General features: G+C 67.6%; 13 protein-coding genes. 3 read left to right on the top strand and 10 right to left on the bottom strand.

Going from position 1 to position 23,548, the window contains the following annotated elements:
* Nucleotides 1-393: 393 nt before the first annotated feature.
* Entirely contained in the window at nucleotides 394-7,710 is a 7,317-nt protein-coding gene (locus AB0B64_RS08970; RefSeq protein WP_358175861.1) for a LamG-like jellyroll fold domain-containing protein, read from the bottom strand.
* A 1,081-nt stretch (nucleotides 7,711-8,791) separates the two neighbouring features.
* On the opposite strand from AB0B64_RS08970, the gene AB0B64_RS08965 reads away from it, so the two are divergent.
* Nucleotides 8,792-10,321, top strand: coding sequence for a hypothetical protein (locus AB0B64_RS08965; protein ID WP_358175858.1), 1,530 nt, complete (start codon nucleotides 8,792-8,794; stop codon nucleotides 10,319-10,321).
* A gap of 409 nt (nucleotides 10,322-10,730) precedes the next feature.
* On the opposite strand, the gene AB0B64_RS08960 is transcribed toward AB0B64_RS08965, so the two are convergent.
* The 5 genes from AB0B64_RS08960 to AB0B64_RS08940 form a co-directional block, all read right to left on the bottom strand.
* On the bottom strand, nucleotides 10,731-12,929 hold the full coding sequence (locus tag AB0B64_RS08960; RefSeq protein ID WP_358175855.1) for a glycosyltransferase family 39 protein: 2,199 nt from the start codon (nucleotides 12,927-12,929) through the stop codon (nucleotides 10,731-10,733).
* Nucleotides 12,930-12,964: 35 nt separating this feature from the next.
* Nucleotides 12,965-14,134, bottom strand: coding sequence for a bifunctional glycosyltransferase family 2/GtrA family protein (locus AB0B64_RS08955; RefSeq protein ID WP_358175852.1), 1,170 nt, complete (start codon nucleotides 14,132-14,134; stop codon nucleotides 12,965-12,967).
* A gap of 43 nt (nucleotides 14,135-14,177) precedes the next feature.
* Complete coding sequence (locus AB0B64_RS08950; RefSeq protein WP_357950945.1) at nucleotides 14,178-15,515, bottom strand: HAMP domain-containing sensor histidine kinase; 1,338 nt, start codon at nucleotides 15,513-15,515, stop codon at nucleotides 14,178-14,180.
* On the bottom strand, nucleotides 15,512-16,207 hold the full coding sequence (locus tag AB0B64_RS08945) for a response regulator transcription factor (protein ID WP_225289654.1): 696 nt from the start codon (nucleotides 16,205-16,207) through the stop codon (nucleotides 15,512-15,514). The genes AB0B64_RS08950 and AB0B64_RS08945 overlap by 4 nt, the downstream gene beginning before the upstream one ends.
* Before the next feature lie 73 nt (nucleotides 16,208-16,280).
* Nucleotides 16,281-17,480, bottom strand: a complete 1,200-nt coding sequence (locus AB0B64_RS08940) for a cytochrome P450 (RefSeq protein WP_357950942.1) — start codon at nucleotides 17,478-17,480, stop codon at nucleotides 16,281-16,283.
* 89 nt (nucleotides 17,481-17,569) lie between these two features.
* Here AB0B64_RS08940 and AB0B64_RS08935 point away from each other — a divergent pair, with 89 nt between their 5' ends.
* Nucleotides 17,570-18,145, top strand: coding sequence for a helix-turn-helix domain-containing protein (locus tag AB0B64_RS08935; RefSeq protein WP_357950939.1), 576 nt, complete (start codon nucleotides 17,570-17,572; stop codon nucleotides 18,143-18,145).
* Here AB0B64_RS08935 and AB0B64_RS08930 read toward each other — a convergent pair.
* The 4 genes from AB0B64_RS08930 to AB0B64_RS08915 all read right to left on the bottom strand — a co-directional run bounded on the left by AB0B64_RS08930 (nucleotide 18,134) and on the right by AB0B64_RS08915 (nucleotide 22,450).
* Nucleotides 18,134-19,636, bottom strand: coding sequence for an NAD(P)/FAD-dependent oxidoreductase (locus AB0B64_RS08930; protein WP_358175849.1), 1,503 nt, complete (start codon nucleotides 19,634-19,636; stop codon nucleotides 18,134-18,136). The genes AB0B64_RS08935 and AB0B64_RS08930 overlap by 12 nt on opposite strands.
* A gap of 67 nt (nucleotides 19,637-19,703) precedes the next feature.
* Entirely contained in the window at nucleotides 19,704-20,552 is an 849-nt protein-coding gene (locus AB0B64_RS08925) for an SDR family oxidoreductase (protein ID WP_357950933.1), read from the bottom strand.
* 34 nt (nucleotides 20,553-20,586) lie between these two features.
* On the bottom strand, nucleotides 20,587-21,492 hold the full coding sequence (locus AB0B64_RS08920) for an NAD-dependent epimerase/dehydratase family protein (protein WP_357950930.1): 906 nt from the start codon (nucleotides 21,490-21,492) through the stop codon (nucleotides 20,587-20,589).
* Between the two features lie 67 nt (nucleotides 21,493-21,559).
* On the bottom strand, nucleotides 21,560-22,450 hold the full coding sequence (locus tag AB0B64_RS08915) for a LysR substrate-binding domain-containing protein (RefSeq protein ID WP_357950927.1): 891 nt from the start codon (nucleotides 22,448-22,450) through the stop codon (nucleotides 21,560-21,562).
* Between the two features lie 70 nt (nucleotides 22,451-22,520).
* Here AB0B64_RS08915 and AB0B64_RS08910 point away from each other — a divergent pair, with 70 nt between their 5' ends.
* Entirely contained in the window at nucleotides 22,521-23,534 is a 1,014-nt protein-coding gene (locus tag AB0B64_RS08910; protein WP_357950924.1) for a putative sulfate exporter family transporter, read from the top strand.
* Nucleotides 23,535-23,548 lie beyond the last annotated feature (14 nt).

Raw genomic sequence — 23,548 nt, 5'->3', positions numbered from 1 at the left:
AACTCCTTGAATGCACTCTCCATCTGCTTCAACGCTACAGAGGAAACAAACTCGAGACGTCAGGTGGTCAACCAAACATACATAATTCTGACAATCGCCAACACACAGCCAGCACACCCAGGAACAAGAGCCCATTTTTTCCAGATAATTACACTTGCCCCACCCGAGAAAATCACTGCAAGTATGGCCATCACAGTAGCCCCAAGAATGTTGCCCAAAGATGGAGGATTAGTCGCCCCAACATCAACCGCGTCATAGGTGCGGGCATCCACGGCGAAACTCAGCCATAGACAGAGAGCAGCCATTGCATAGCAGATGCCACCGACTATAGTCCTAAATATCCGCATGAAACAAAATCCTTCTCCGATGAATCAGAGCTCAAGCCCTTCCCCTTCACGGGGCGAGCAGTTTGCCAACTTCTATGCGACTTGCCATAACCCAGTAACCGTACCGCTGGCCATTATGGACATATCCTGGATTGTAAACGTTTGCGATATTTGTCCATGCCTGCGTCCATTGTGCATCGGTGACCGGCTCCTTCTTCCCCTGCATATAGCTATCGCGATAGGCGGCGATATGTTTTGCGGCAATAAAGATTGAGAGGACCGGATCGGCGAGAGCATCGAGAACTAGTCGAGCCTGTACGGCCTTCAGCTTGTTCGGATCGTACCCGAGCGCCACTGCGGCCACCCTGATCGATACATTCATCGCACCGAGACTCGTATCTAACCACCTCCCTCCCTTGATAATCGTATTGGGGGCCGCAGCCCGAATCTCTTCTGCGATTTTCTCCAATGTTTCCCATTTTTTGCCGACTTCGATTAGCGCGATGCCACCGAGGACGATAGCAGGGATGGCATAAAAAGCAGCCGCCCCCTTGATGACCTCTCTGTAGTGGCGCACCCAACCTCTCTTGAAGTTGTTTAGCTTGTCCCAGTTCTCCTTGAGTTGCCAGGCGGACCAGTCACTGAAACCCCATTCCGGCGCACCCTGGTTATATTTCTCATACTTCCTTGCGGCATCCTTGAGCATCTTATGCGCGGGAGACATGTAGCATGATGCCGACTGCGCTTTGGACTCTCCAAACTTACATGGATTCCGAGGAATGCCCTTCCCGCCGGCCATCGTGCCGGCGTTCATCATCAAGGCGCCGATCCATGCGGCCAGAAGCTGCTTATCGTCGAACGCCGGACTGTAGGCCGCCATAAAGGCATTCTGCACCGCAGCGCTAGCTTTCCAGAACTGAGACTCTATGTCTTTCGGCACCGCCCTGCCGTTGGGCATGACCCTATATCCGAGTCTCTTGATTTCCTCGTCCGAGGCCAGTGGGAGATGCTCGTAGTCGTATCCAGGGGAGGTGACGTATTCGTTCCACCATTGCTGGTGAACAAAGGTCTCGGAACAGATATTTCCGGCACAGATATAGCCTCCGCCGCTGACACAATTACTGGCCCATGCACACATGTCACCGATCTCGTAGTTGTCCCGGACGGGACCATAAGGTGTGCCTGCGACTCCTGAGACCGGCAACCCGACGTAGGAGGGGGTATCCGAGATTGAGCCGAAGCCGCTGGTCGTGACGGAAGCATGGCCGGTGGGGTCGGTGCCGGTGAGGGGGGAGGCGTTGGCGTAGGTGTAGCGGTTGGCCTGCACGGAGGGGTTCGGCGTGAGAGTAGCGGTGTCGCGGCTGGTGAAGTTGCCGGTGCCGGGCTGGTACCAGCGGGCGTGCATGTTGACCTTGCCGGTGTCCGGGTCGGTGTATTCGCCCTGGTAGCCGAGGGTGGTCTTGACGCCGGTCTGGGCGGTGACGGTGCCGAACGGGTCGTAGGCGGTAGTGGTGGCCAGGGCGGTGGTGCTGTAGGTAGCGACCAGGTCGCCGTGCAGGTCACTCAGCGTGGCCAGGGCGGGGTTGGTGCCCTCTTGCTGGCCGAGCAGCGTGCCTCCTGCGTCACGGCCGTATTTGGCCTGGATGGCGCCGCTGCTGTCGGTGAGGGCGGCCAGGTCGTTGCTGAGTCCGGCATAGGCGAAATTCTGCTTGACCGCCCCTTTGATGCGCGAGCTGATGCGGTCGAGGGCGTCGTAGCTGTACAGCGAGTCGCCGTCGGCGATGAGGCGGTCGAAGGCGTCGAAGGTGTAGTTGGTGGTGGCGCCGGCTTTGGTTTCCGTGGCCAGGGTGCCGCGCGGGGTGTAGGTGTAGTCGGTGCCGTCGCCTGAGGTGAGGCGGTTGCGTTCGTCGTAGGTGTAGGTCTTGGCACCGGCCTTGGTGCGGTTTCCAGACTTGTCCCACTCGTACGCGGTGGTGGCGCCGCCGGGGGCGGTCCAGGACGTTAAGCGTCCGGCCTGGTCGTAGCCGTAGGTGTTGGTGCCCGCTCCGGCCAATCCTGCGGTGGTCTTGGTGGTGAGGTTGTCGTCCTTGTCCCAGCCGTAGGTGATCTTGGCGAGCTGGGTGCCGCTGGCGGCGCCCTTGCGCAGGGTCTGGGTTTCCAGCCGGTCGGCGTAGTCGTAGGTGAAGACCTGAGTGTCGACGGTGGTGGTACCGGTCTTTGCCGTCAGCGAAGCAAGGTTGTTGGCGGCGTCGTAGCCGTAGGTGAGTTTGCGGCCGGTGACCGGATCGCTGGCGGTTTCGGCGCGGTTGTTGGCATCCCAGGTGAAGGTGGCGGTACCAGCGGCGTCCACGCGCTGGGTGGGATTGCCCAGGCCGTCGTAGGCGTAGCCGGTCAGCTGGGTCGTGCCACGCTTGATCGATAGGGGCAGGGTGCGGTCGTTGTAGTCGACGGTCAAATCACCGATGGTGGTGGGGCGGTCGGCCAGGTCGTAGCCGAAGGTGCGCTCCGCAGTAGCGGCACCGCCGCCCGCACCGCTCTCCTTGGTGAGCCGTCCGAGGTGGTCGAAGGTGCGGTCGATACGCACCCCGCCGGGCTGGATGACCACATTGGGGTTGCCGGCCGCGTCATAGCCGGTGGTCCAGGTACGGTCGGCCGGGTCCGGGTGGGCGATGGTGGCTGGCTCGGTCACCGTTTCGGCCAGGGCGAGGCTGTTGTATGTGGTCCAGGTGGCGTTGCCGCGGCCGTCGGTGAGCCGGGTGCGGGCGCCGGTGGCGTCGTAGCCGAAGCTGGTGGTGATCGAGTCAGTGGCGGAGATCGGCTCGATCAGTGAGGTGGCGCGGTTGAGCGCGTCGAAGGTCTGCCTGGTGGTATGGCCTTCGCCGGAGGTAACGCTGGTCTGATTGCCAACCGGGTCGTAGCCAGCGCTGGTGGTGCGCCGAACCGTCGTACCTTCCAGTTCCTTGGTGCCGATTTGACGGCCGGCCAGGTCGTACTCGACGGTGGTGGAGTTGCCTCGGTCGTCGGCGGTCTTGATCAAGCGGCCGGCCAGGTCGTAACCCATCGTGGTGGTGGTCGCCGTGGCCGTGCCCTTCGCGGCGATCTGCGTCACCACCTCACCAGCCGCGTTCGGCGTGTAGTCGATGGTCTTGTTGCCCGGGGCGACCGTCTTAATAAGGAAGTCGGCCTGGTTGTAGAACAGGTTGGTGATGTAGGCGGCCGTGGCTGGCTTGCGCTCGATCTGTGTCTGGGTGATCTGACGGCCTAGGCCGTCGTAGGTGGCCTCAGTCCGGGCGCCAGTCGGGTCGACGGTCGCCTTCTTCGCGCCGTCCATGTAGTACTCGATGATCGACCGGCCTGGGGTCTGGCCGTCCGGGGCGGGGTCGGTGATGCGGACCTGGCGGCCTAGCTTGTCGTACTCGAAGGTGGTGACGTAGCCGCGCGGGTCTGTGGTGGTGATCAGCTGACCGGCTGTGTCGTAGGTGTTGCTGGTGGTGGGGGTGACGGCGGTGCCGCCGGGCGGGGTGTAGCTGGGGGCGCTCTGGCTGGTCAGTCGCCCGGCCTTGTCGAAGACCGAGGTGACCGTACGGCCCTCGGCGTCGGTCTCGTGGGTCTTGACGCCGAGCGTGTCGTAGCCGAAGTGGGCGGTGGGGTGCACATCGCTGGACGTGCCGGCCTTGTCCACCTTCACCTGCGGGCCGCTCACCTCGATCAGCCGACCGAGCGCGTCGTAGCGCATGGTGGAGGTGAAGTCCGCCGCATTCGCGCCGGTCACGTTGCCGCGCGGGTCGGTGCTGGCGACGGCCAGGCCGCGATCGTCGTAAGTCGTGGTGGAGACCAGGTCCTGGTCGCCATTCTCCACGGTGGTCTTGGTGACCTGGTTGACCTTGTTGTAGGCGTACTCGGTGACCTCTGCGCGGGTGGAGCCGGCGCCGGTGCGGGTGGTCTTGAGCACGTTGCCGTTGGCGTCGTAGACGAAGGCCGTCTTGCGGGCCAGGCTAGTGGGATCGAAGGTCTGTGAGGTCAGTCGGCCGGCGGCATCATAGACAGAGTTGGTGGTGATCGACTTATCCCCGCCACTGACCAGTTTGATCTGATTGCCTGCCGCGTCGTAGGTGTGATTCTCCAGCACCACATCGCTGGTGGTGGTCGTGGAGTCGTTCAGCAGGGCGCCTACGGCTGTCTTCTTCTCCAGCAGGTTGTCCTTGAAGTAGCTGTAGAAGGTCGTGCGGCGCATCGCGTCCGTCTGAGTCTCAAGGCGACCGCCTGGGTCATAGGTGAACGACTCCAGTACCTCGTCCTTGGCCGGTTGCGGGTTGACCGGGCTGCCGGTCCAGCCCTTCAACGTGCGTGAGGTGAGTAGGCCGCGCGCGTCGTAGCCGTACTCCACTAACGCGCCGCGGGCGTCGGTGATCGTCGCCAGCTGGCCGATAGCGTTCCAGGTTTGCCGAACGACGCCGCCCTCGGGGTCGGTGGTCGTCTCCAGTTTTGCGTGAGTGTCGTAGGTGTAGCCGATGACACGCTCGGCATCTCCGCCAGTCAGGTCGGTGAGGGTGTCACTGAGCTTGTTGCCGTCCGGATCATAGGCGAACGTGGCGCGCTTGGTGTGCGTGACCCCGGAGACCTCGTTCTTCACTCCTGGATCGGTCTGCGTCAAGGGACGGCCCACCCCATCGTAGGTAAAGGTGGTCTTCACGCCGTCCGGGTACGCCTGCGAGACCTCGAACTTCTCCCGTACGCGCCCGAGCCCGTCATATGCCAGCTTGACCAGCAGGCCCTCAGGATTGGTCTGCTCGGCCAAGTCACCAGCTGCGGTGTAACGGTAAGTCCACGCGTAGCCTCTGGCATCGATCTGCGAAGCGACCAGGCCCGCGGGAGTGGCCCCACCACCGATCGCCGCCTCAGTCCCGTCGGTAAAGCTCATGCCGATCGAACGGCCATTGGGGAAATCGGATGTCGCGGGGGAAGTCTGCTTCGTTGACTCCCCGTACTGGTTGTATTCCCAGGTGGTGACGTAGGTATTGTCCGTGGAACTAGACGATCGGGCATCCCGATTAGTCAGCACACGGTCGTTACGCGGGTCGAACTCGTCATTCTTGTTCAGGTAGTACGTGGCATAGGCGATCTGGCAGTCGACCGTGCTGGTACGGCAGGTCTTGCCGCTGATCGGGTTTCCCCGCTCATCATTGGCCAGCGTGGTGACGTTATCATTGGGGTCGATCACCTGTGCCAGGAAACCACCAGTGTCGTAGTCGTAGCTGGTCTCTCCGCCGACCTGATCGGTTACCGAGACCAGCCGGCCGCCACGCCAAACGCTGTGCACACTTGTGATCTTCTTGCCATTCGGGTCGGTCACCTCAATGGTGGACGTTCCCTCAGCGGAATCGATGACCGGCTCACCAATCTGCCACGTGCCGCCATGCTGATCGGTGTGGGTCTTGATCCTGTCCGTCGCCGCATCGTAGGTGTTATCCGCCCACACCCGGCCGGACGGCAAGGTGACCTTCGTCAGCTTGTTGGGCGCTTCCAGACGGGCCGCGTAATGCGACTGGATCTCCGCCTCCGTCAATGGCCGGTCATAGATCGCCGCCTCATCCAGTTGGCCACGGAAGCCAGTGCTTGCGACAGGCCAGCGGAAGCCGAGCTGCCCGCCGGCGAACTGTGCCACAGGCTGCCAGGCCTCATCCCGCACGGACTGCAGCACGCCCACGGACTGTCCGTCCAGGTACAGCCGATCGGTTCCGTTTTCAGCTGTCAACACCACGTGGTGCCATTGTCCGTTGGTGACCGTGGCTGAGCTGGTGATCGGTGTGTACCAGTCGTCCACGTCGAGACCATGCGCTCGAAATTGCGCACGCAGCTTGCCATCGGTGCCGACATAGATCGCCGAAGACGAACTCCCCATCTCACCAGCGGAGAAGACCACGCCGGGTTGAGTGGTCTTGAACCACACCTCCACCGAAGCCTGTCCCGCCAGCCGCCCGACCACATTGGGCCGAAGCTGGATGCCGCCAGTCGCCAAACCGCCAAACGTGAACCCGACCGAGGCGTCAGCAGTGCCGGCCAGCGCACCCGGCTGCCGCAGCGTGGGATCGTTATAGGTCGCCGGACCCGCACCCCATCCGAGATTGGCCGCGTCGGTACCCGTGGCCTCGTTCAGGCGCCAATATCCATACGGGTCCGAATCCAGCACTCGCGGCCGGTACGCCGACCCGCTGCCATATCCGTACTGGGTACAGTTCGGCGCCGCCACCGGCGAGCAGGAGGCCGTCAAACGATCACCGTCGTACTGATACGACCACGTCAACGCCGCGCCATCAACGGGGTCAGTCGACACGGTGGTGACGTGGTTCCCCGTCCAGCCGAACCGCAACGACCGGCCCCCTGTGGCGGTCGCCGAAGCCAGCTTGCCGTCGGTTCCGTACGCCAGATCCTGCGTACGACCGCGACCGTCACGCACCTTCAGCACCCGTCCAGCAGCATCGAACACATACGAAGTCGAGGACTGATCCATCAACCGCCAGCCGCCACCGGTCTGCGCGGCAAGCGCGGCATGCATGCCCGGTGGGGACTGGAAAGTGCCGTCCCCGTTGGCCGCGAAACGCAGAATCTGGCCATTAGGCCAGGTGACCAGAAGCGCTCCCGTCTCCTGGACGATCCTCATGTCCCAGCGCGTCGACCACCCGGCGCCGAACATCCCATCCACGCGTGCATCCAGCGTGTTGTAGGTGCGTACGACCGACAGCGGCGGGCCGGCCGTCGCGACCGACGCGTCGGCGAACGTGGTCGTGTAGTTGCCATCCAGTTGGTGGAACTCCTGGCCGTTCACGCCCCGCGCCGCCAGTTGAGAACCCACCACCGGCTGCTTCACGCCGGTGGTGAACGTGTTCACCTCCGACTCGGTCTCCACCAGCGTGCCGCGATCCGTGGCCGTGACCTGCCAGTAATACTGCTTGCCCCATGCCAGCTTGCCTGCGGGCACCCTCCAGGTGTTGACATCGCTCAACACCGCGGACGAGGAACACCCCGCCAGCATCGAGGCGTCACGGCACACCTTGAAGGAATAGTCGATGCCGTTATCGCTGGTCGCATAGACGACCAGCAACGGCGTCCTGGTCCCGACCAGCGCAAAATCCAGCGGAAACATGTCCTCGATCAGCGGAGCACAGCACGCGGCGTCCAAACGCTCGGCACGAGCCACCCCACCAGGTAACGCCCGCTCATCGGTATCTTCCGCCGCCTGTTCCGCAGGCCGACGTTCAAGCGGCAACGCCCCCTTGGGCCGCTCCCCCGTTGTGGCCCGGACAGGACCCGTCGCCGATGTCGCGTCAGGCTCCACCAGCGTCGGCAGCAGACCCGTCCCACCAGTCAGCTGCTTGGGTGTCATGGGCATTCCCTGCGCCTGCTCCGCCTCGCTTGCCACTTGCGCCTGCGCAGATAGGGGAAGGACCGCCAGCGTCGCAACAGGCATGCTCACCACAAGGGCGGCCACCGCACACGAACGAGCCCAAGCCAGCAATCGGCGCATACGCCGTCACACTCCGAACCACGCGGGGCGCCGCACAGCGCCGGACGAAGCCCCAGCTCACCTGACATGAGCCCGAAGGCCCCCGCCCGTGTGGTTCGGAGCAAGATTGCCAAACGGGCAAAGCGTAAGCTGCGTATAAAACCGACACAAGATCGATTTTTGTGATCAAGAGTCACGGAATGCGACTTACCGCACTATCAGGCGTGCATAAGGACATGTATGCGCATGCAGGGCCAAGGAGTAACAGATCGCACCGCTTCGCTGGACAGGGAGGGTGTTCGGGACCGGCCAATTGCAAGTTCAGGCCGATGAGCCGCCTATCCAAGACCCGTGTTCGGACACCGGCTGAACCGCCACGACTTTGATGGAGTCCTCGGCGCAGATGTGGGTGGGGAGGTTGTCCAAGACGATCGTGCGACCCGGCCGGAGCCCTTGCCGGACACGCTCACGAGCGGAATCTGTCCGCACCGCGCTCGGCGACCTGCTCCCAATATGCGGCCAGATCTCCTTCACCCAGGCAGTGATGGCTTCGTCATCGCATTCGGCAGCGCGGTGCGCGGGCACCTGCGGCTCGCGGGGTGTAGTCGATACGGAACAGCTCCTTGATCAGAGCGGTGACGCGGGCCAGATGTGCGCATAGTCACGGTTTGACGTCACTTACCAAGCTTGCGACCTGCTGCGATCACCGCAGGTGACCACCTTCTGGACGGTGATCATCGATGACTACTGATCGTAGATTTTGACCAGAGGTGTACTGGTGTGGCTTGATCAGGGCGCTTCATCTCTTCCTCATTCCTCACGAGCGGAGATCCACGTGCGTCTCTTATCCACGGAACGTCGCAGACCCGCCGCATTATGGCCGGCCGCCCTCGGCGGCGTTCTGACCCTGATGGCCGGCCTCCTCATCGCTCTGGCACCCACCGCCTCGGCCGAGGATTCCATGACCGACCTCCACGTTGTCTCCAACAACAGTGACCTGGTCGTCGGAGGCGACCAGGTCGCCGTCGCCGCCAACGATCGCATCGTCGTCGCGGACACCACCGGCAAGATCGAGGGCGCCGTGACCGGCCTGTCCGGTGCCTTCAGCCTGGCCATCACGCCCGACGGCGCCCGCCTCTACGCGGCGCTGTACCGCTCGAACGAGGTGGCCGAGATCAACACCGCCACATTGGAAATCACCCGGCGGATCGACCTCGCCGACTACCCGTGTCCGGGGAGCCTGGCGCTCACCGGTGAGCGGTTGTGGGTCGGATACTACGGCTGCGGCAATGGAGGATACGGCGTCGTCGGCCTCGACCTGTCGGTGGCGAAGCCGGAGCCGGAGCCGTTCGACACCTCTCTCCTCAAGTCGGCCCCGGTAGTCGCGGCGGCCGGGAACACGCTGGTGGTCGGCGAAGGAGGGAACTATCCGACCGATCTGTTCGTCTATGACATCAGCGGCGCCGCTCCTGTCCTGCGCGGCGAGATCGACGGGCACGCCAACGACAACGCCCGGCTGATGGACGTCACCGTCACCCCGGACGGCTCTCACGTCATCTCGGCGTTCGCCCTCCCCTACTCGTTCGACGTGTGGGACGCCACCACCTTGGCGAAGGTAGGCGGCTATGACGGGCCCGCGTGGGCGACGGCGGTCGCTATCAGTCCAGACAGTGCCTACGTCGCGGGCGGGCGCGACAACGGCCAGGGGGTAGCGTCGATGACGCTGTACGACGCGGCCTCAGGGGCGAACCTTCACACCGAGAACACCACCGTGGGTGAGGTGGTCAACGGGAGCGTCGCGTTCTCTGGCCGGGACGTCTTCAGCCTGGTGAAGTCGCGCACGGACCAGCTCTACCTGTGGCGGCTGCACGACATGACCTTGCCGCGCTCGACGCTGACGCTGACGGCGGCACCCGGCGGGACGGCGCATGAACCGCTCACCATGACAGGACAGCTGGCGTTCGCCGACGGGACGGCCCCGGGCGCGCAGCCCCTCGCCGTGACCCGCACTCTGCCCGACGGAACCAGCGCGGAACTGCCCGGGGTGACGACCGCGGCGGACGGGACCTTCTCCATCACGGACGCACCACCGGTCGGAGGGCGGATCACCTACACCGTGCTCTGGAAGGGCGACGGGGAAGTCCGGTGGAGCAAGGCCTCGGCCACCACTGCGGTCAGGTATGGGACCACGCTGACGCTGACGGGGCCGACGAGCGGGGTCGCCGGCAACACCATGGTGTTCAGCGGAGTGCTGCGGTTCGAGGGCGTCGCGTTGCCGAGTAGCGCCCGCGTCACCGTCCAGCGCACTCTCACCGCCGACGGCAGCGGCCTGCGCCGGTGGTCGGCGAGGGTCAGCAGCGACGGGTCGTACATCTTCGTCGACACGCCGGAGGCGGGTGAATACACCTACACCGTGCTGTGGCCCGGCGACAGCAGGACCGGACCGGCACAGACCAGTCAGGCCGTCACGGTCGACGAACCGAGCAGGTGACCAACGGTGCTGCCCGGCCCTGCCGCCGCCGGGCAGCACCTTTCGAGGATCTTGCCCTGACGCGGTGAGCGCGTCAGGGTGCGGCCGTCATCTCAGCACCGCGGGTGCAAGGCCAGCGGCTTGACCCGCGGCGCATTCACGATCTCCCGACGCTCATGAACGACAGGCTGGCCATAGGACCTGGAATCAGCGAATCGAGCAGCTCCCACTCAGCATCGGACAGATCGGTCGGGTACGGACGCCGAGGAACCATCGCATGCCTCCAAGCTCACGCCCCCGACATCTGTCAGCATGACTCGCCCGACCCTTTTCAGACACCCTCTGCTTCGGCCCTTGGAAGCCCTCTCCATTTCCTCTAGGCCCGCCCCGGGGCGCCGCGCCGCTACGGATCACAGCGCCCTTAGACGGATCACGAGGAGCAGTGGTACAGGCCGTCCTGGCCGGTTACGGCCTTGCAGTTGGCCTGGACCCACGTGGTCACCTCGCTGTTGCCCCTGCCGGGGCCACCCCGGTCGCCGTCACCGGCCAGCACAAAGCGGAGCTTGCCGGATGCCACCAGCTCCTTGAGGCGGGTGACGGTCATGGCGGGGTCGCTGCCGGTGAAGCCGCCCATGGCCATGACCGGCTTGCCCGTGGACAGGATGATCGACGACGCCTGCATGGCGCTGCTCACGGCCACAAGCCACTCAGCCTTGCCCTGGTTGGCCTCCAGATAGGAGATCATCGAGCTGCTGACGCCCCCGCCGAAACCGCCCATTCGCCCGAACCGACCGTCCGCACCCTGCCCGTCCTGCCTGTCCTGGACCCGGCCGTACTGGCCGTCCTGGGCCTGGCCGTCCTGGCCGTTCGGTGGGGTCATGGGAGGCTGACCGTTCTGGCCGGGGCGCATCATGCCGCGGAAGCCGCCGCCCGGCCCGAAGGCTGCGCCGCCCGACGGTCCTGCCGTCGGGTTCGAGCCGTTGACCTGCGACTGGAGCGGCGTTACCGCGTACGCGGCCGGACCGGCCAACCCGGCGATCACTGCCGCTGCCAGCCCGATCGCGACCAGTCGGACCGCGACCTCGCGACGGAACGTGGCCAAGACCAGCCCCACCACCGCCACAACGGTCGCAGCGAGCACTACCCAGGCCAGCCATGGCAGGAAGTCGGGTGTACGGCGCAGCACCATGAACGACCAGGCGCCCGTGACGGCGATGCCCGAAGGCAGGACCCACGCCCATGCCCGCGAGTGTCGGTACGCGTCCCACATGGCCAGTCCGCCGAAAGCGGTGATGGCGGCTACGGCGGGCGCCATGGCGGTCGTGTAGTACGGGTGGAAGGTACCGCTGGCGAAGCTGAACACCATGAAGTGAACGACGAGCCACCCACCCCAGACCAGCCATGCGGCGAGGCTTGCCCCGAGCTGATCGGCGGCCCCTGAAGTGCCAGCGGCTATGGACGGGCCAGTGGCCTCGGGCGCGATTCCAGCCTCGGACGCGACGCCAACCTTGGACGCGGTGGCAACCTCGGGCGTGACCAGGCCGACCCAAGGCGTGGTCGCCTCAGGCTTGGCGGCGGTGCTCGTGTCCGTGTCGGCCCAATGCGGCGCGGTGAGCTTGGCGCGCCGCCACCCGGCGGTCAGCGCGAACACCAGGGCCAGCCCGCAGAACGGCAGCAGCCACGAGATCTGGCCCGCCATCGTGTCATTGAACAGCCGGTCCGCCCCCGCCGCGCCACCGAACGAAGCGCCACCGCCACCGCCACCCCCGGGACCGCCACCGCCCTGGCCGAAGATCCGGCCCAGGCCGTTGTAGCCGATGACCAGGTCCCAGACGGTGTTGTCGGTCGAGCCGCCTATATACGGACGGGAGTCGGCGGGCCAGAGGTCCACGATGACCATCCACCAGGCGCTCGACACCACCATCACGGCGCCCGCCGCCAGCAGATGCCCGACACGCTTGACCCACGAGACCCGCGCACACAGCAGGTACGCCAGCGCGAGCGCGGGCACGACCACGTACGCCTGGAGCATCTTGACGTTGAACGCCAGCCCCACGAACAGCGAGCACACCAGCAGCGACCCAAGCCGTCCGGTGCGCAGCGACTCCAGGCAGAACCAGGCGGCCAGGACGAGCAGCAGCACCAGGATCGTGTCGGGGTTGTTGTCGCGGTTGATCGCCACGGTGATCGGGGTGAGGGTCATGACCACGGCCGCGATCAGGCCCGCCACGTGTGCCTGCCGTACCTCCGAGTGGGCAGACACGACGATGGGGTAGGCCCGTCTGACGGCGGAGAAGACCAGGCCGACGGAGGCCACGCCGGCCAGCGCCTGTGGGATCAGCATGCTCCAGGTCGAGAAGCCGAAGATCCGTGCTGACAGGCCCATCACCCACAGGGCCAGCGGCGGCTTGTCTACCGTGATGTACGAGCTGGAGTCGATCGCGCCGAAGAAGAACGCCTTCCAGCTCTTGGTGCCCGACAGGATGGCGGCCGAGTAGTACTCGTTGGCGTTGCCGCTCAGTGCCCAGGTGTAGAGGATGAGGGCGACGGCCAGGACGGCCCAGAGCGCGGGCCGGGACCAGCGGGGGTCCTCCGGGGCGCCGCGCCAGATCTGGGCTGGACGGGACATGCGACGGTGACTCGGACGGTCGAGGGCAGCCGTGGTCATGACGTGCTCCGGCGAGGGTTGAAGACCCAGACGCGCAGCAGCAAAAAGCGGACCAACGTGGCCACCGCGTTGGCCACCACGACCGCCACCAGCTCCACCCCATGAGAAACCCCGTCCGGCAGCAGCGCCAGCACGCCGCTGGTCAGCGCCAGCCCCACGAGGAACGCGATCAGCCCCTCGAACTGGTGCCGCATGGCCCCCGCCGACCCCGTCACCCCGAACGTGAAGCGCCGGTTGGCGGCGGTGTTGGCCACGGCCGTCACCAGCAGCGCGATCGCGTTGGCCGCCAGCACCGGGATCGCCTGCCGCAGCCCCGAGAACAGCAGCAGGTACGCCAGCGTGCTCACCACGCCCACGACCGCGAACCTGGGCAGCTGCGCTGCCATCCCGCGCGGCAGCCGCGCCTGGGAGACGCGGGCGGGCACCGGGATGCGGGCCGCGCCGGACAGCGTCTTGCGGGCCACCCTGACCAGGCCGCGCAGGTCGTCCATGGCGGTCTGGAAGACGTCCACCCGGCTGTCGGGGTCGTCGACCCAGTCGACGGGCACCTCGTGGATGCGCAGCCCGTGCCGCTCGGCCAGCAGCAGCAGCTCGGTGTCGAAGAACCACTGTTCGTCCTCGACGGCGGGCAGCAGCGCCTGCGCGATCTCGGTGCGTACGGCCTTGAAGCCGCACTGCGCGTCGGAGAACTTCGCGCCCATGACGGAGTGGAGCAGCAGGTTGTACGAACGGGAGATGAGCTCGCGCTTCGGTCCGCGCACCACCCGCGACGACCTGGCCAGCCGGGTGCCGATGGCCAGGTCGCTGTGGCCCGACAATAGAGGGGCCACCAGGGGCAGGAACGCGTCCAGGTCGGTGGACAGGTCGACGTCCATGTAGCTGACGACGTCCGCGTCGCTCTCCGACCACACCTGGCGCAGCGCCCGCCCGCGTCCCTTGCCGTCCAGGTGTACGGCCCGCACGTGCGGGAGTTCGGCGGCCAGCTCTATGGCCAGTTGCCAGGTGCTGTCCGTGCTGGCGTTGTCGGCGATCGTGATGCGGTAGTCGTAGGGGAAGGTGCCTGAGAGGTAGGCGTGCAGCCGGCCGATGCTGTCGCGCAGGGCCCGCTGCTCGTTGTAGACCGGGACGACCACCTCGACCAGCCGGGTCTTGACTGTTGTGTGCATGACCCAGATCCCATCGTGGGGGTCTTTAACGGGAATTAGCCGATTATGAGTGAGGGGTGAGATTCCCGGGCAGTTCGACGATCGCGATCGCGCCGCCGCCGGGGGCGTTCTCCAGACGTACCTTTCCGCCCGCCTCGGCCACGGCCTGCGCGACGATCGCCAGGCCGAGCCCGGAGCCGGGCAGGCCGCGCGCGGCCGGGGAGCGCCAGAAGCGCTCGAAGACGTGCGGCAGGTCCTCTTCGGGGATGCCGGGTCCGTGATCGCGTACGGTCAGCTCGCCCTGCCGCAGGGTCACCTGGACCTCGCCGTCCGGGCTGAACTTGGCGGCGTTGTCGATGAGGTTGAGTACGGCACGTTCCAAGGAGGCGGCGTTGCCGACGACGTACCAGGGCAGGAGGTCGATCGTGACGTCGGCGCCGCGCAGCCTGGCCCGTTCGACGGCGGCGGTGACCACCTGGTGCAGGCCCAGTTCGACGTGCGGTTCGTGGTCGGTGTCGCCTCTGGCCAGCTGGAGCAGGTCGCCGACGAGCGCGGTGAGCTCGGCGAACTGGGCCTTCACGTTGATCAGCAGGCGTTCCTTGGCACCGGGGTCGAGGCTGCGGCCCGTCTGCTCGCTGCGCAGCAGCAGGTCGATGTTGGTACGCAAGGTGGTCAGCGGGGTGCGTAGCTCGTGCCCGGCGTCGGCGACCAGTTGCTGCTGGCGCTCGCGTGACCCGGCCAGAGCGGTGATCATGCCGTTGAACGCCAGGCTCAGCCGGGCGATCTCGTCGCCGCCCTTGACCGGAATGCGGGTGTCGAGGTCCTCTGTCTGGGCGATGTGCTCAACAGCCCTGGTGAGCCGGCCGACGGGCGCCAGAGCCGTACGGGAGATGGCCAGGCCCGCCCATCCGGCACCGAGCACGCCCAGAGCGGCGACGGCGGCCAGCGCGAACGCGGTGTTGCGCAACGTGTCCTGAAGGTGGAAAAGCGGCCTGGCCTCCAGGACGGCCACACCTGGCGCGAAGTTCACCGTCACGACGCGCACCGGCATGCCGTCCTTGGTGACGCCGTAGCGGTAGATCGGCCGGCCGGGGTGGGGGATGGCCGGCTTGTCCTCCTCGGTCACCACGATCGGCGAGCCCAGCGAGCAGGTAGTGCCGTCCCCGTACAGCAACGTCACCAGGCCGGCGGCGTATTCGGCGGGGGTTCCCTCCGCCGAGCAATGGTCCCTCAGCCATCTCTGGTCCTTCCCGGACTCGGGGTCCATGATCGTCTGGTCGAGCTGGCGGACCATCTGCTCGCGCACGATGAGCCAGGACAGACCAGCGCAGGCCGCGATGGCCAGCGCCACGGCGACCGTGACGAGGAGGGTGAGCCGGGAGCGCAGGCTGTAGCGCCTCACGGCGCGGCCCGGAGGGTGTAGCCGACGCCGCGGACGGTGTGGATCACCCGCGGCTCGCCGCCGGCCTCGGTCTTGCGGCGCAGGTACATCACGTACACGTCGAGCGAGTTCGACGTCGGCTCGAAGTCGAACCCCCACACCTCGCCCAGGATCTGCTCACGGGTCAGCACCTGGCGCGGGTGCGTCAGGAACAGCTCCATCAGCAGATATTCGGTCCTGGTCAGGTCCAGCCGCCGCTCGCCCCTGGTGACCTCGCGGGTGTCGGGGTCCATGCGCAGGTCACCGTAGGTCAGCGTGACCTCCGGGACGGCCGAGTTGAGCGCGCCCCGCCGCAGCAGGGCGCGGACCCTGGCCAGCAGTTCGTCCAGCTCGAACGGCTTGACCAGGTAGTCGTCGGCGCCCGCGTCGAGCCCGGAGACCCGGTCGCCGACCGCGTCGCGCGCGGTCAGCATGAGGACGGGGATGTGGTTGCCCGTGGCCCTGAGCCGGCGGCAGGCGGTCAGCCCGTCGAGGCGCGGCATCATGACGTCGAGCAGCACCGCGTCGTACGTCTCGCGCGCCACCTGGTCCAGCGCGGCCTGCCCGTCGTTGGCGGTGACGACCTTGTAGCCCTCGAACTCCAGGCTCGACTGCAGCGCCTCGCGCAACGCGGGCTCGTCGTCCACCACCAGCAACCGTGCGGGCTCACTCATAATCTTTACGCTAAGGCCCCATCATGAGAACGCCATGAACGGTTCCGAGGCTGTTTCATGAGTGCTATAGCAGCTACCACGTGACGGGCATGGCGTTCGCCCCGAAGATGACCTGACTGTACTTGAACGACACCTCCTCCTCGTCCACCGCGAGACGCAGCGACGGGATCCGCTCGAACAGCGTCCGGTAGGCGATCTCCAGCTCGGCCCTGGCCAGGTTCTGGCCGAGGCACTGGTGCACGCCGTAGCCGAAGGCGACGTGGTGGCGGGCGCCGCGGTCGATGTCGAAGTCGTCCGGCCGCTCGAAGGCCCGCTCGTCCCTGTTCGCCGAGGCGCCGAGCACGAAGATGCCCTCGCCCTTCCTGACGAGCTGCCCGCCGATCTCCTGGTCCTCGATGGCCACCCGGTCGAAGGCCACCCAGTCGACGATCGACAGGTAGCGCAGCAGTTCCTCGATCGCCATCGGCCACAGTCCCGGGTCCTCGCGCAGCCTGGCCAGCTGGGCGGGGTGGCGCAGCAGGGTGAGGACGCCGAGCGGGATCATGTTGGCGGTGGTCTCGTGGCCGGCGATGAGCAGCAGCGAGATCATGCCGACGATCTCGTCGTGGCTCACCTGTCCCGCCGAGATCAGCCGCCCGAGCAGGTCGTCCTTGGGCTGCTTCTCGGCCTCGGTGACGAGGTCGTCGAGGTAGCTCTTGATCTCCACGATCGCGGCGAAGCTCGCCTGCGGGTCGTCGCTCGACACCATCATGCGGGTACGCGACTGGAAGAACTCGTGGTCGCTGTACGGCACGCCGAGCAGCTGGCAGATGACCAGCGACGGCAGCGCCAGCCCGAAGTCGGCGACCAGCTCGGCCTCCGGGCCCTTGGCGAGCATGTCGTCGATGAGCAGGTCGGCGGTCCGCTGGATGCCGGGCCGCATCTCCTTGACCCGCCTGACGGTGAACTCGGGGATGAGCAGCCGCCTGAATCGGCCGTGCTCGGGCGGGTCCATGTCGATGAACTGGCCGACCCTGAACCGTTCCATGAACTCGCGCTGCTCCTGGGTGGGCTCCTCCGTGGTGAAGGCGTTGTTCGGATGGCCGGGGGTGGCCGGGCTGGTGCTGATGCCCTGGCCGTTCAGCACCTGCCTGGCTTCGGCGTACCTGGTGACCAGCCAGACGTCGCCGTTGGGCAGCGACGTCCGTACGAGCGGCGCCTCCTCGCGCATCCGCTCGTACTCGGGCGGCGGCGCGTACGGGCACGTGCGCGGGACAGGGAAGGAGGGGGTCATAGTCTTGCTCCCTACGAAGCCGGAATCGCATTGCTTACTTACGCGAAAGTAAGCAATGATGGGCCCGGCCGTCAAGCGAACGGAGTGAAATGGCAGGGCGGCGGACCGATACACGTGAGCGGATCCAGCGGGTCGCGATGGAGCTGTTCGCCGAGCGGGGCTACGACAAGACCACGTTGCAGGAGGTCGCGGAGCGGCTGGAGATCACCCGGCCGGCGCTGTACTACCACTTCCGGACGAAAGAGGAGATTCTCGCCAGCATCGCCGACGGGTTCATCGCCTCGCTCGACGAGCTCGCGGAGTGGGCCCGTACGCAGCAGCCGGACACGTTCGAGGCCCGGCAGGAGATCCTGCGGCGCATCTCCGAACTGCTGGAGGACAAGTGGCGGCCACTGATGCGCTTCGCGCAGATGAACCAGGGGGCGTTCGCCCAGTCGTCGGTGGGCGACCGGATGCAGGAGCGCATCGTCACGCTGGTGTCGGTGCTGAGCAGGCCCGGGGCCGACGCGATCACGCAGTTCGAGGCGCGGCTGGCGGTGTTCGCGCTGATCCTGGGCGGGGTGCCGGAGCTGTTCGGCATGGACCTGCCGCCGTCCGAGCTGGCCGCCGCCGCCATGACCGTGGCGGTCCGGCTGGTCTCAGACCACGAGTCCTCAGGTCAGTAGGGCCATCGCCGCGTTGTGGCCGCCGATGCCGCTGACGCCGCCGCCCCGCCGGGCGCCCGCGCCGCACAGCAGGATCCGCTCGTGCCCGGTCTCCACCCCCCAGCCGCCTTCCTCCGCGTACGGCCAGCTCAGGTCCCGGTGGAAGATGTGCCCGCCGGGCAGGCCCGCCTCGTTCTCCAGGTCCACCGGCGACTTGGCCTCGACGCAGGGCGTGCCGTCAGGGGCCCGCAGGAGGCAGCTCTCGATGGGCTCGGCCAGCACGCTGTCGATGGAGGCCAGGGTGGCCTTGAGCGCCTCGTCCCGCGCCTTGTCCGGATTCTCGCGGAACAGCCGGGCGGGCATGTGCAGCCCGAACAGCGTCAGCGTCTCCGCCCGGCCGCGCAGTTCGGGGCCGAGGATCGACGGGTCGGTCAGCGAGTGGCAGTAGACCTCGGCGGGCGGCAGGTCCGGGATCCGGCCCGCCACCGCCTGCGCGTGGGCCCGGGCCAGCTGGTCGCGGCTCTCGTTGATGTGGAACGTACCGCTGAAGGCCGCGCGCGGGTCCACCGAGTCGTCCTTGAGCCGCGGCAGCCTGCTCAGCACCATGTTGACCTTCAGCTGGGCGCCCTCGGGCACCTCCGGTGTCGCGCCGAGCAGCCGGTCGAGCACGGCCGGCGGCAGGTTGGCCAGCACGTGCCGTCCGGTGACCGTGTGTTCACCGTCGTCCGCGCGGAACGCCACCTCACCCGATGGGGAGATCCCGATGATCTCCGCACCGGTCCTGATCTCGGCGCCCGCCTGCCTGGCGGCCGCTTCGAGCGCTCCTGACACCGCGCCCATCCCGCCGACCGGCACGTTCCAGTCGCCCGTCCCGTCGCCGATCACGTGATAGAGGAAGCACCGGTTGGCCAGCAGGTCCGCGGCGGGGTCGGCGAACGTCCCGATCAGCGCGTCGGTCAGCACCACGCCGCGTACGGTGTCGTCACCGAACCGCTCGTCCACCGTCTGCCCGATCGGCCGCTGGAACAGCTCCCGCCACGCCTCGGCGCCCACCAAGCGCTCGATCTCGGCGGGGGTACGCAGGGGTTCGAGCAACGTGGGCGCCAGGACCCGGGCCACCTCGGCGGTCAGCCCGTAGAACTCCCGCCACGCCCGGTGGTCGGCGTCGCCTCCGGTGACGGCCCTGAACGAGGCGGCGGTCGCGCCTTCGTCGCCGTCGTCCACGAGCAGGCCGGTGGCGCCGTGGGGCGTGTAGGAGGAGTAGCGGCGCCGGCGCAGGTCTAGACGGAGCCCCAGGTCGCGGACGATCTCCGTGGGGAGGAGGCTGACCAGGTAGGAGTAGCGCGACAGCCGTACGTCCACGCCAGGGAAGGGCCGCGCGGAGATCGCCAGGCCGCCCACGTACCCGAGCCGCTCCAGCACCAGCACCCGCCGCCCCGCCCGCGCCAGGTAGGCGGCCGCCACCAGTCCGTTGTGCCCGCCACCCGCGACAACGACGTCATAGGACCCCATACCGGCACCATACCTAGTGATCGCTCTCGTAGAGTCCGGGGCATGACGAGCGAGCACCCGGCCCGCTTCAGCGGAGGGGACGGACGACGTCGGCCAGCGGGGTGGCGGGGTGGCCGGTCAGGCGAGCGATGGCGTCGCTGACACCGTCCATCTCGCCGTTGGCGATGGCGGTGTAGGTGGAGACCCAGGCGTCGAGTTGCCAGTCCGGGGCTCCGTAGGAGGCGCGGGACCGGTAGGCCTCTTCCACGCCCTCAGGGTGGTAGGTGATGGCGCGCCCCGTGGTCCGCGACAGGATCGCGGCGACTTCGGCGAGCGTGAGCGATTCTGGTCCGGTCAGGTCGTAGGTGGCTCCGGCGTGCTCGGGAGCGTGGAGCAGTACGCCGGTGGCGGCGTCGGCGATGTCGTCCTGCGCGACGACCGCGGCTCGCCCCTGCCCGCCGGGACCGCGGATGACGCCGTCGTCGCCGACCAGGGCCGGCGTGAAGTCGGCGTAGAGGTTGTCGCGCAGGAAGGTGAAGGCCAGGCCGCTGGCGCGGATGTGCTGTTCGGTGGCCCAGTGGTCGCGGGCCAGCGTGAACGTGGCGTCGGGGGCGGCGCCGTAGAAGGAGATGTACACCAGGTGGTCGACTCCGGCCTCGGCGGCGGCGTCGACGAAGGTGCGGTGCTGCTGGAGGCGGTCGGGGGTTTCCGAGGCCGACACCATCAGGACCCGATCGACGCCGTCCAGGGCCCGCAGGACGGCGTCACGGTCACCGAAACCGCCGCGGACCGCGGTGGCGCCGGTCAGCTGAGGGGCGCGGTCCAGGTCGCGTACCACCATGGTCTGCGGGATACCGGCGGCGGCGAGCCGCCGGACAACGCGCCCGCCGAGGCGGCCGGTGGCGCCGGTCACGGCGATCCTCGCTTGGCTGATCATGGATGCCCTTTCCTGTCGAGGGCTCTCTATGGTGTCAAAGATCGGTGAGCCAGTCGGTGATCGACCGGTGCAGCGGGCGCCAACCGAGGAGATCACGGGTACGGGTGCCGCGCACGCGGCTGTTGGAGCCCAGCGCGTGGCGGGCGAACTGGGGATCCCAGACGTTGTCCGGCGAGCCAGGGTCCCAGGGCCGCGGGCCGGGCAGACCGAGGGAGCGGGCGATGGCGCCGGTCATCGCGGCGAAGGACTCCTCGCCGTTCTCCACGAAATAGAACGTGCCAGGGGGCGTCTTCTCCAGGGCGAGGAGATAGAGGTCGGCCATGTCGTCGATGTGGACGTTGGACCAGATGTTGCCGCCGCTCCCGACATGGCGGACCACGCCGCCGGAGCGCGCCTGGTGGACCAGCGCCGCGATCAGGACGCTGTCGCGGCCCAGACCCCGTCCAGGTCCGTAGATCAGGCTGTTGCACAGGACCGCGGAGCGCACGCCCTTCTCCGCGGCGCTCAGGACCAAGCGGTCGATGGCGAGGCGTGCTTTGCGGATGGGATGGTCGGGCTCCCATGCGGAGTCGGCGTCGAGGATGTCCTCGCCGAAGATCTTCCCGGATGCCTCGCCTTCGGTGCCGACGCCCACGATGCTGGAGCCACTGGTGTGGATCAGCGGCTTGCCGGACCCGGCCAGCGCGGCGACGAGAGCTTCGACGGCCCCGCGATGGTCGCTGCTGGCGGCGTTGACGACACCGTCGGCGCGGTGGGCCTGCTCGGTGAGCAGCGCCGCGTCGTCAAGGGTGCCCACCACCGGCCGGCAGCCGAGCCGGGCGAGGTCCTCGGCTTTGGCCTGGTCGCGGATCAGGCCGGTGACGGTATGGCCTGCCTGAATGAGGCGGGCGGCGACGGAGCCGCCGATGTAGCCGCTCGCGCCGGTGACGAAGACATGCATGGCGGAAAGGATCAGCCTGCGCTGGATGGAATCGCAAGCTGCTTTGCCGAAGCGGCAAAACCATCGGTCAGGGTCGGCTGGCGATCGCCAGGAGGGTGGCGGCGGGAGCGGCGAGTGAGCGGCCGCGGCGCCACACCGCGCGCAGGCTCCTGACCAGGTTGATCCCGGCCAGCGGCACCTCCACCAGCCGGCCTGTGGCCACCTCCGCCTCCACGGCGTACCCGCTGAGCACCGCGGGCGCCGCCCCGGCCTGGGCGGCGCCCTTGACGGCCGAGTTCGAGCCCAGCTCCAGTCGCGGGCTGGCCCGGTGCAGGCTCTTGAACGCCACGTCCAGCGTCTCGCGGGTGCCCGAGCCGGGTTCGCGGACGACGAGCGGCGTGGCGGCCAGCTCCGCCCCCATCAGCGCGGTACGGCGCCGCGCCCAGGCGTGCCCCGGCGCCACCACGACCACCAGCCGGTCGGTGCCCACCACCCGGCTGGCCAGCCCCTCGGGCACGCTCGGCCCCTCGACGAAGCCCAGCTCCACCTCCTCGGCCAGGACCCGGGCGGCGACGTCGGCGGAGTTCACCACGTCGAGGCCGACCTGCACGTCAGGCTCGCGGTTCTGCAGCTCGCCCAGCCAGCGCGGCACCAGGTACTCGGCCACCGTCATGCTCGACGCCACCCGCAGATGAGCCGCCTCGCTGCGCCGTACCGCCTGGGCGGCGCGCATCAGCTCCTGGGCGGCGGCCAGCACCTGCGCGGCCCAGCCCGCCACCATCTTGCCCTCGGCGGTCAGCGTGGACCCGCGCGGCGTACGCTCCAGCAGCGGCAGGCCCAGGCGGCGCTCCAGGTGGGCGATCCGCTTGCTGGCCGACGGCTGGGCGATGCCCGCGACCTTGGCCGCCTGCCCGAGGCTGCCCAGCTCGCCCACGTCGACCAGGAGTTTGAGCGAGTCGAGATCCGGCAGCGTACTCATAGCCCAAGGCTATGACCTCCCAGGCAACGCGTGGCTACCGAGCCCTCCAGGCGCTCAGAACACTGGGATCATGTACTCCACCGCGCGTGTGCCGCACGATCGTCCGCCTGGTGATCGTCTGCGCGACGATCGCCTGCCTGGTGTCGGCGCGGCGGCGCTGGCGGTGGTGTTCGCGCTGGTGGTGAACCGGTTCGTGCCGGTGCTCAGTCCCGCGGCCATAGCCGTGGTGTCGGGCGCGGCGCTGGCGAACCTGGTGGGCGTCGGCGAGCGGCTCAAGCCCGGTCTGCGGTTCGTCGCCAAGCGGGTGCTGCGTATCGCGATCGTGCTGCTCGGCCTGCAGATCGCGGTGCCGCAGGTGCTGGCGCTGGGGTGGCGGACGGTGGCCGTCGTGGTGGTGGCGACCGGCGTCACGTTCACGCTCACTCCGCTGATCGGCCGCCGCCTGGGCCTCACACCGGGCGCGTCACTGCTGGTCGCCACCGGCGTCTCGATCTGCGGCGCCGCCGCGATCGCGGCCATGCGCGAAAGTACCGACGGCTCCTCCGACGAGGACGCGGCCGGCGCGCTCAGCGTGGTGGTCCTGTACGGCACCGCCGCCATCGCCGTGGTGCCGCTGGCGGCGTCCTGGCTCGGTCTGTCGGCGACGCAGCTGGGAGTGTGGGCCGGGGCGGCGGTGCACGAGGTGGCCCAGGTGGCCGCGATCGGGGCCGCCTCGGGCGTGCTGGCCACCGCCGTCACGGTCAAGCTGGGCCGCGTCATCCTGCTCGCCCCGATCGTCGCCCTGACCTCATACCGTCACCGCGTTGACTCCCCCGGCCGGCTCAAGCGCCCGCCGGTCATCCCGCTCTTTGTGGCCGGATTCCTGGCCATGGTCGCGCTCCGCAGCAGCGGCCTGGTCCCCGCCGCCGTGACCACCGTGATCCCCCAGGTCACGAACGTTCTCATGGCCGCCGCCCTGTTCGGCCTCGGTACGGGGATCGACGCCCGCGCGCTGATCAAGGACGGGCGCACACTGCTGCTCGGCGCCGTGGCCACCGGCTTGATCGGGACCATCTCGCTCGCGGGTGTCATGCTTCTCGTGTGATCACCGGCGGACGT

The organism is Nonomuraea sp. NPDC049129 (genome assembly GCF_040648495.1).
Lineage (GTDB): Bacteria > Actinomycetota > Actinomycetes > Streptosporangiales > Streptosporangiaceae > Nonomuraea.
This window is presented reverse-complemented; position numbering and strand designations above follow the sequence as displayed.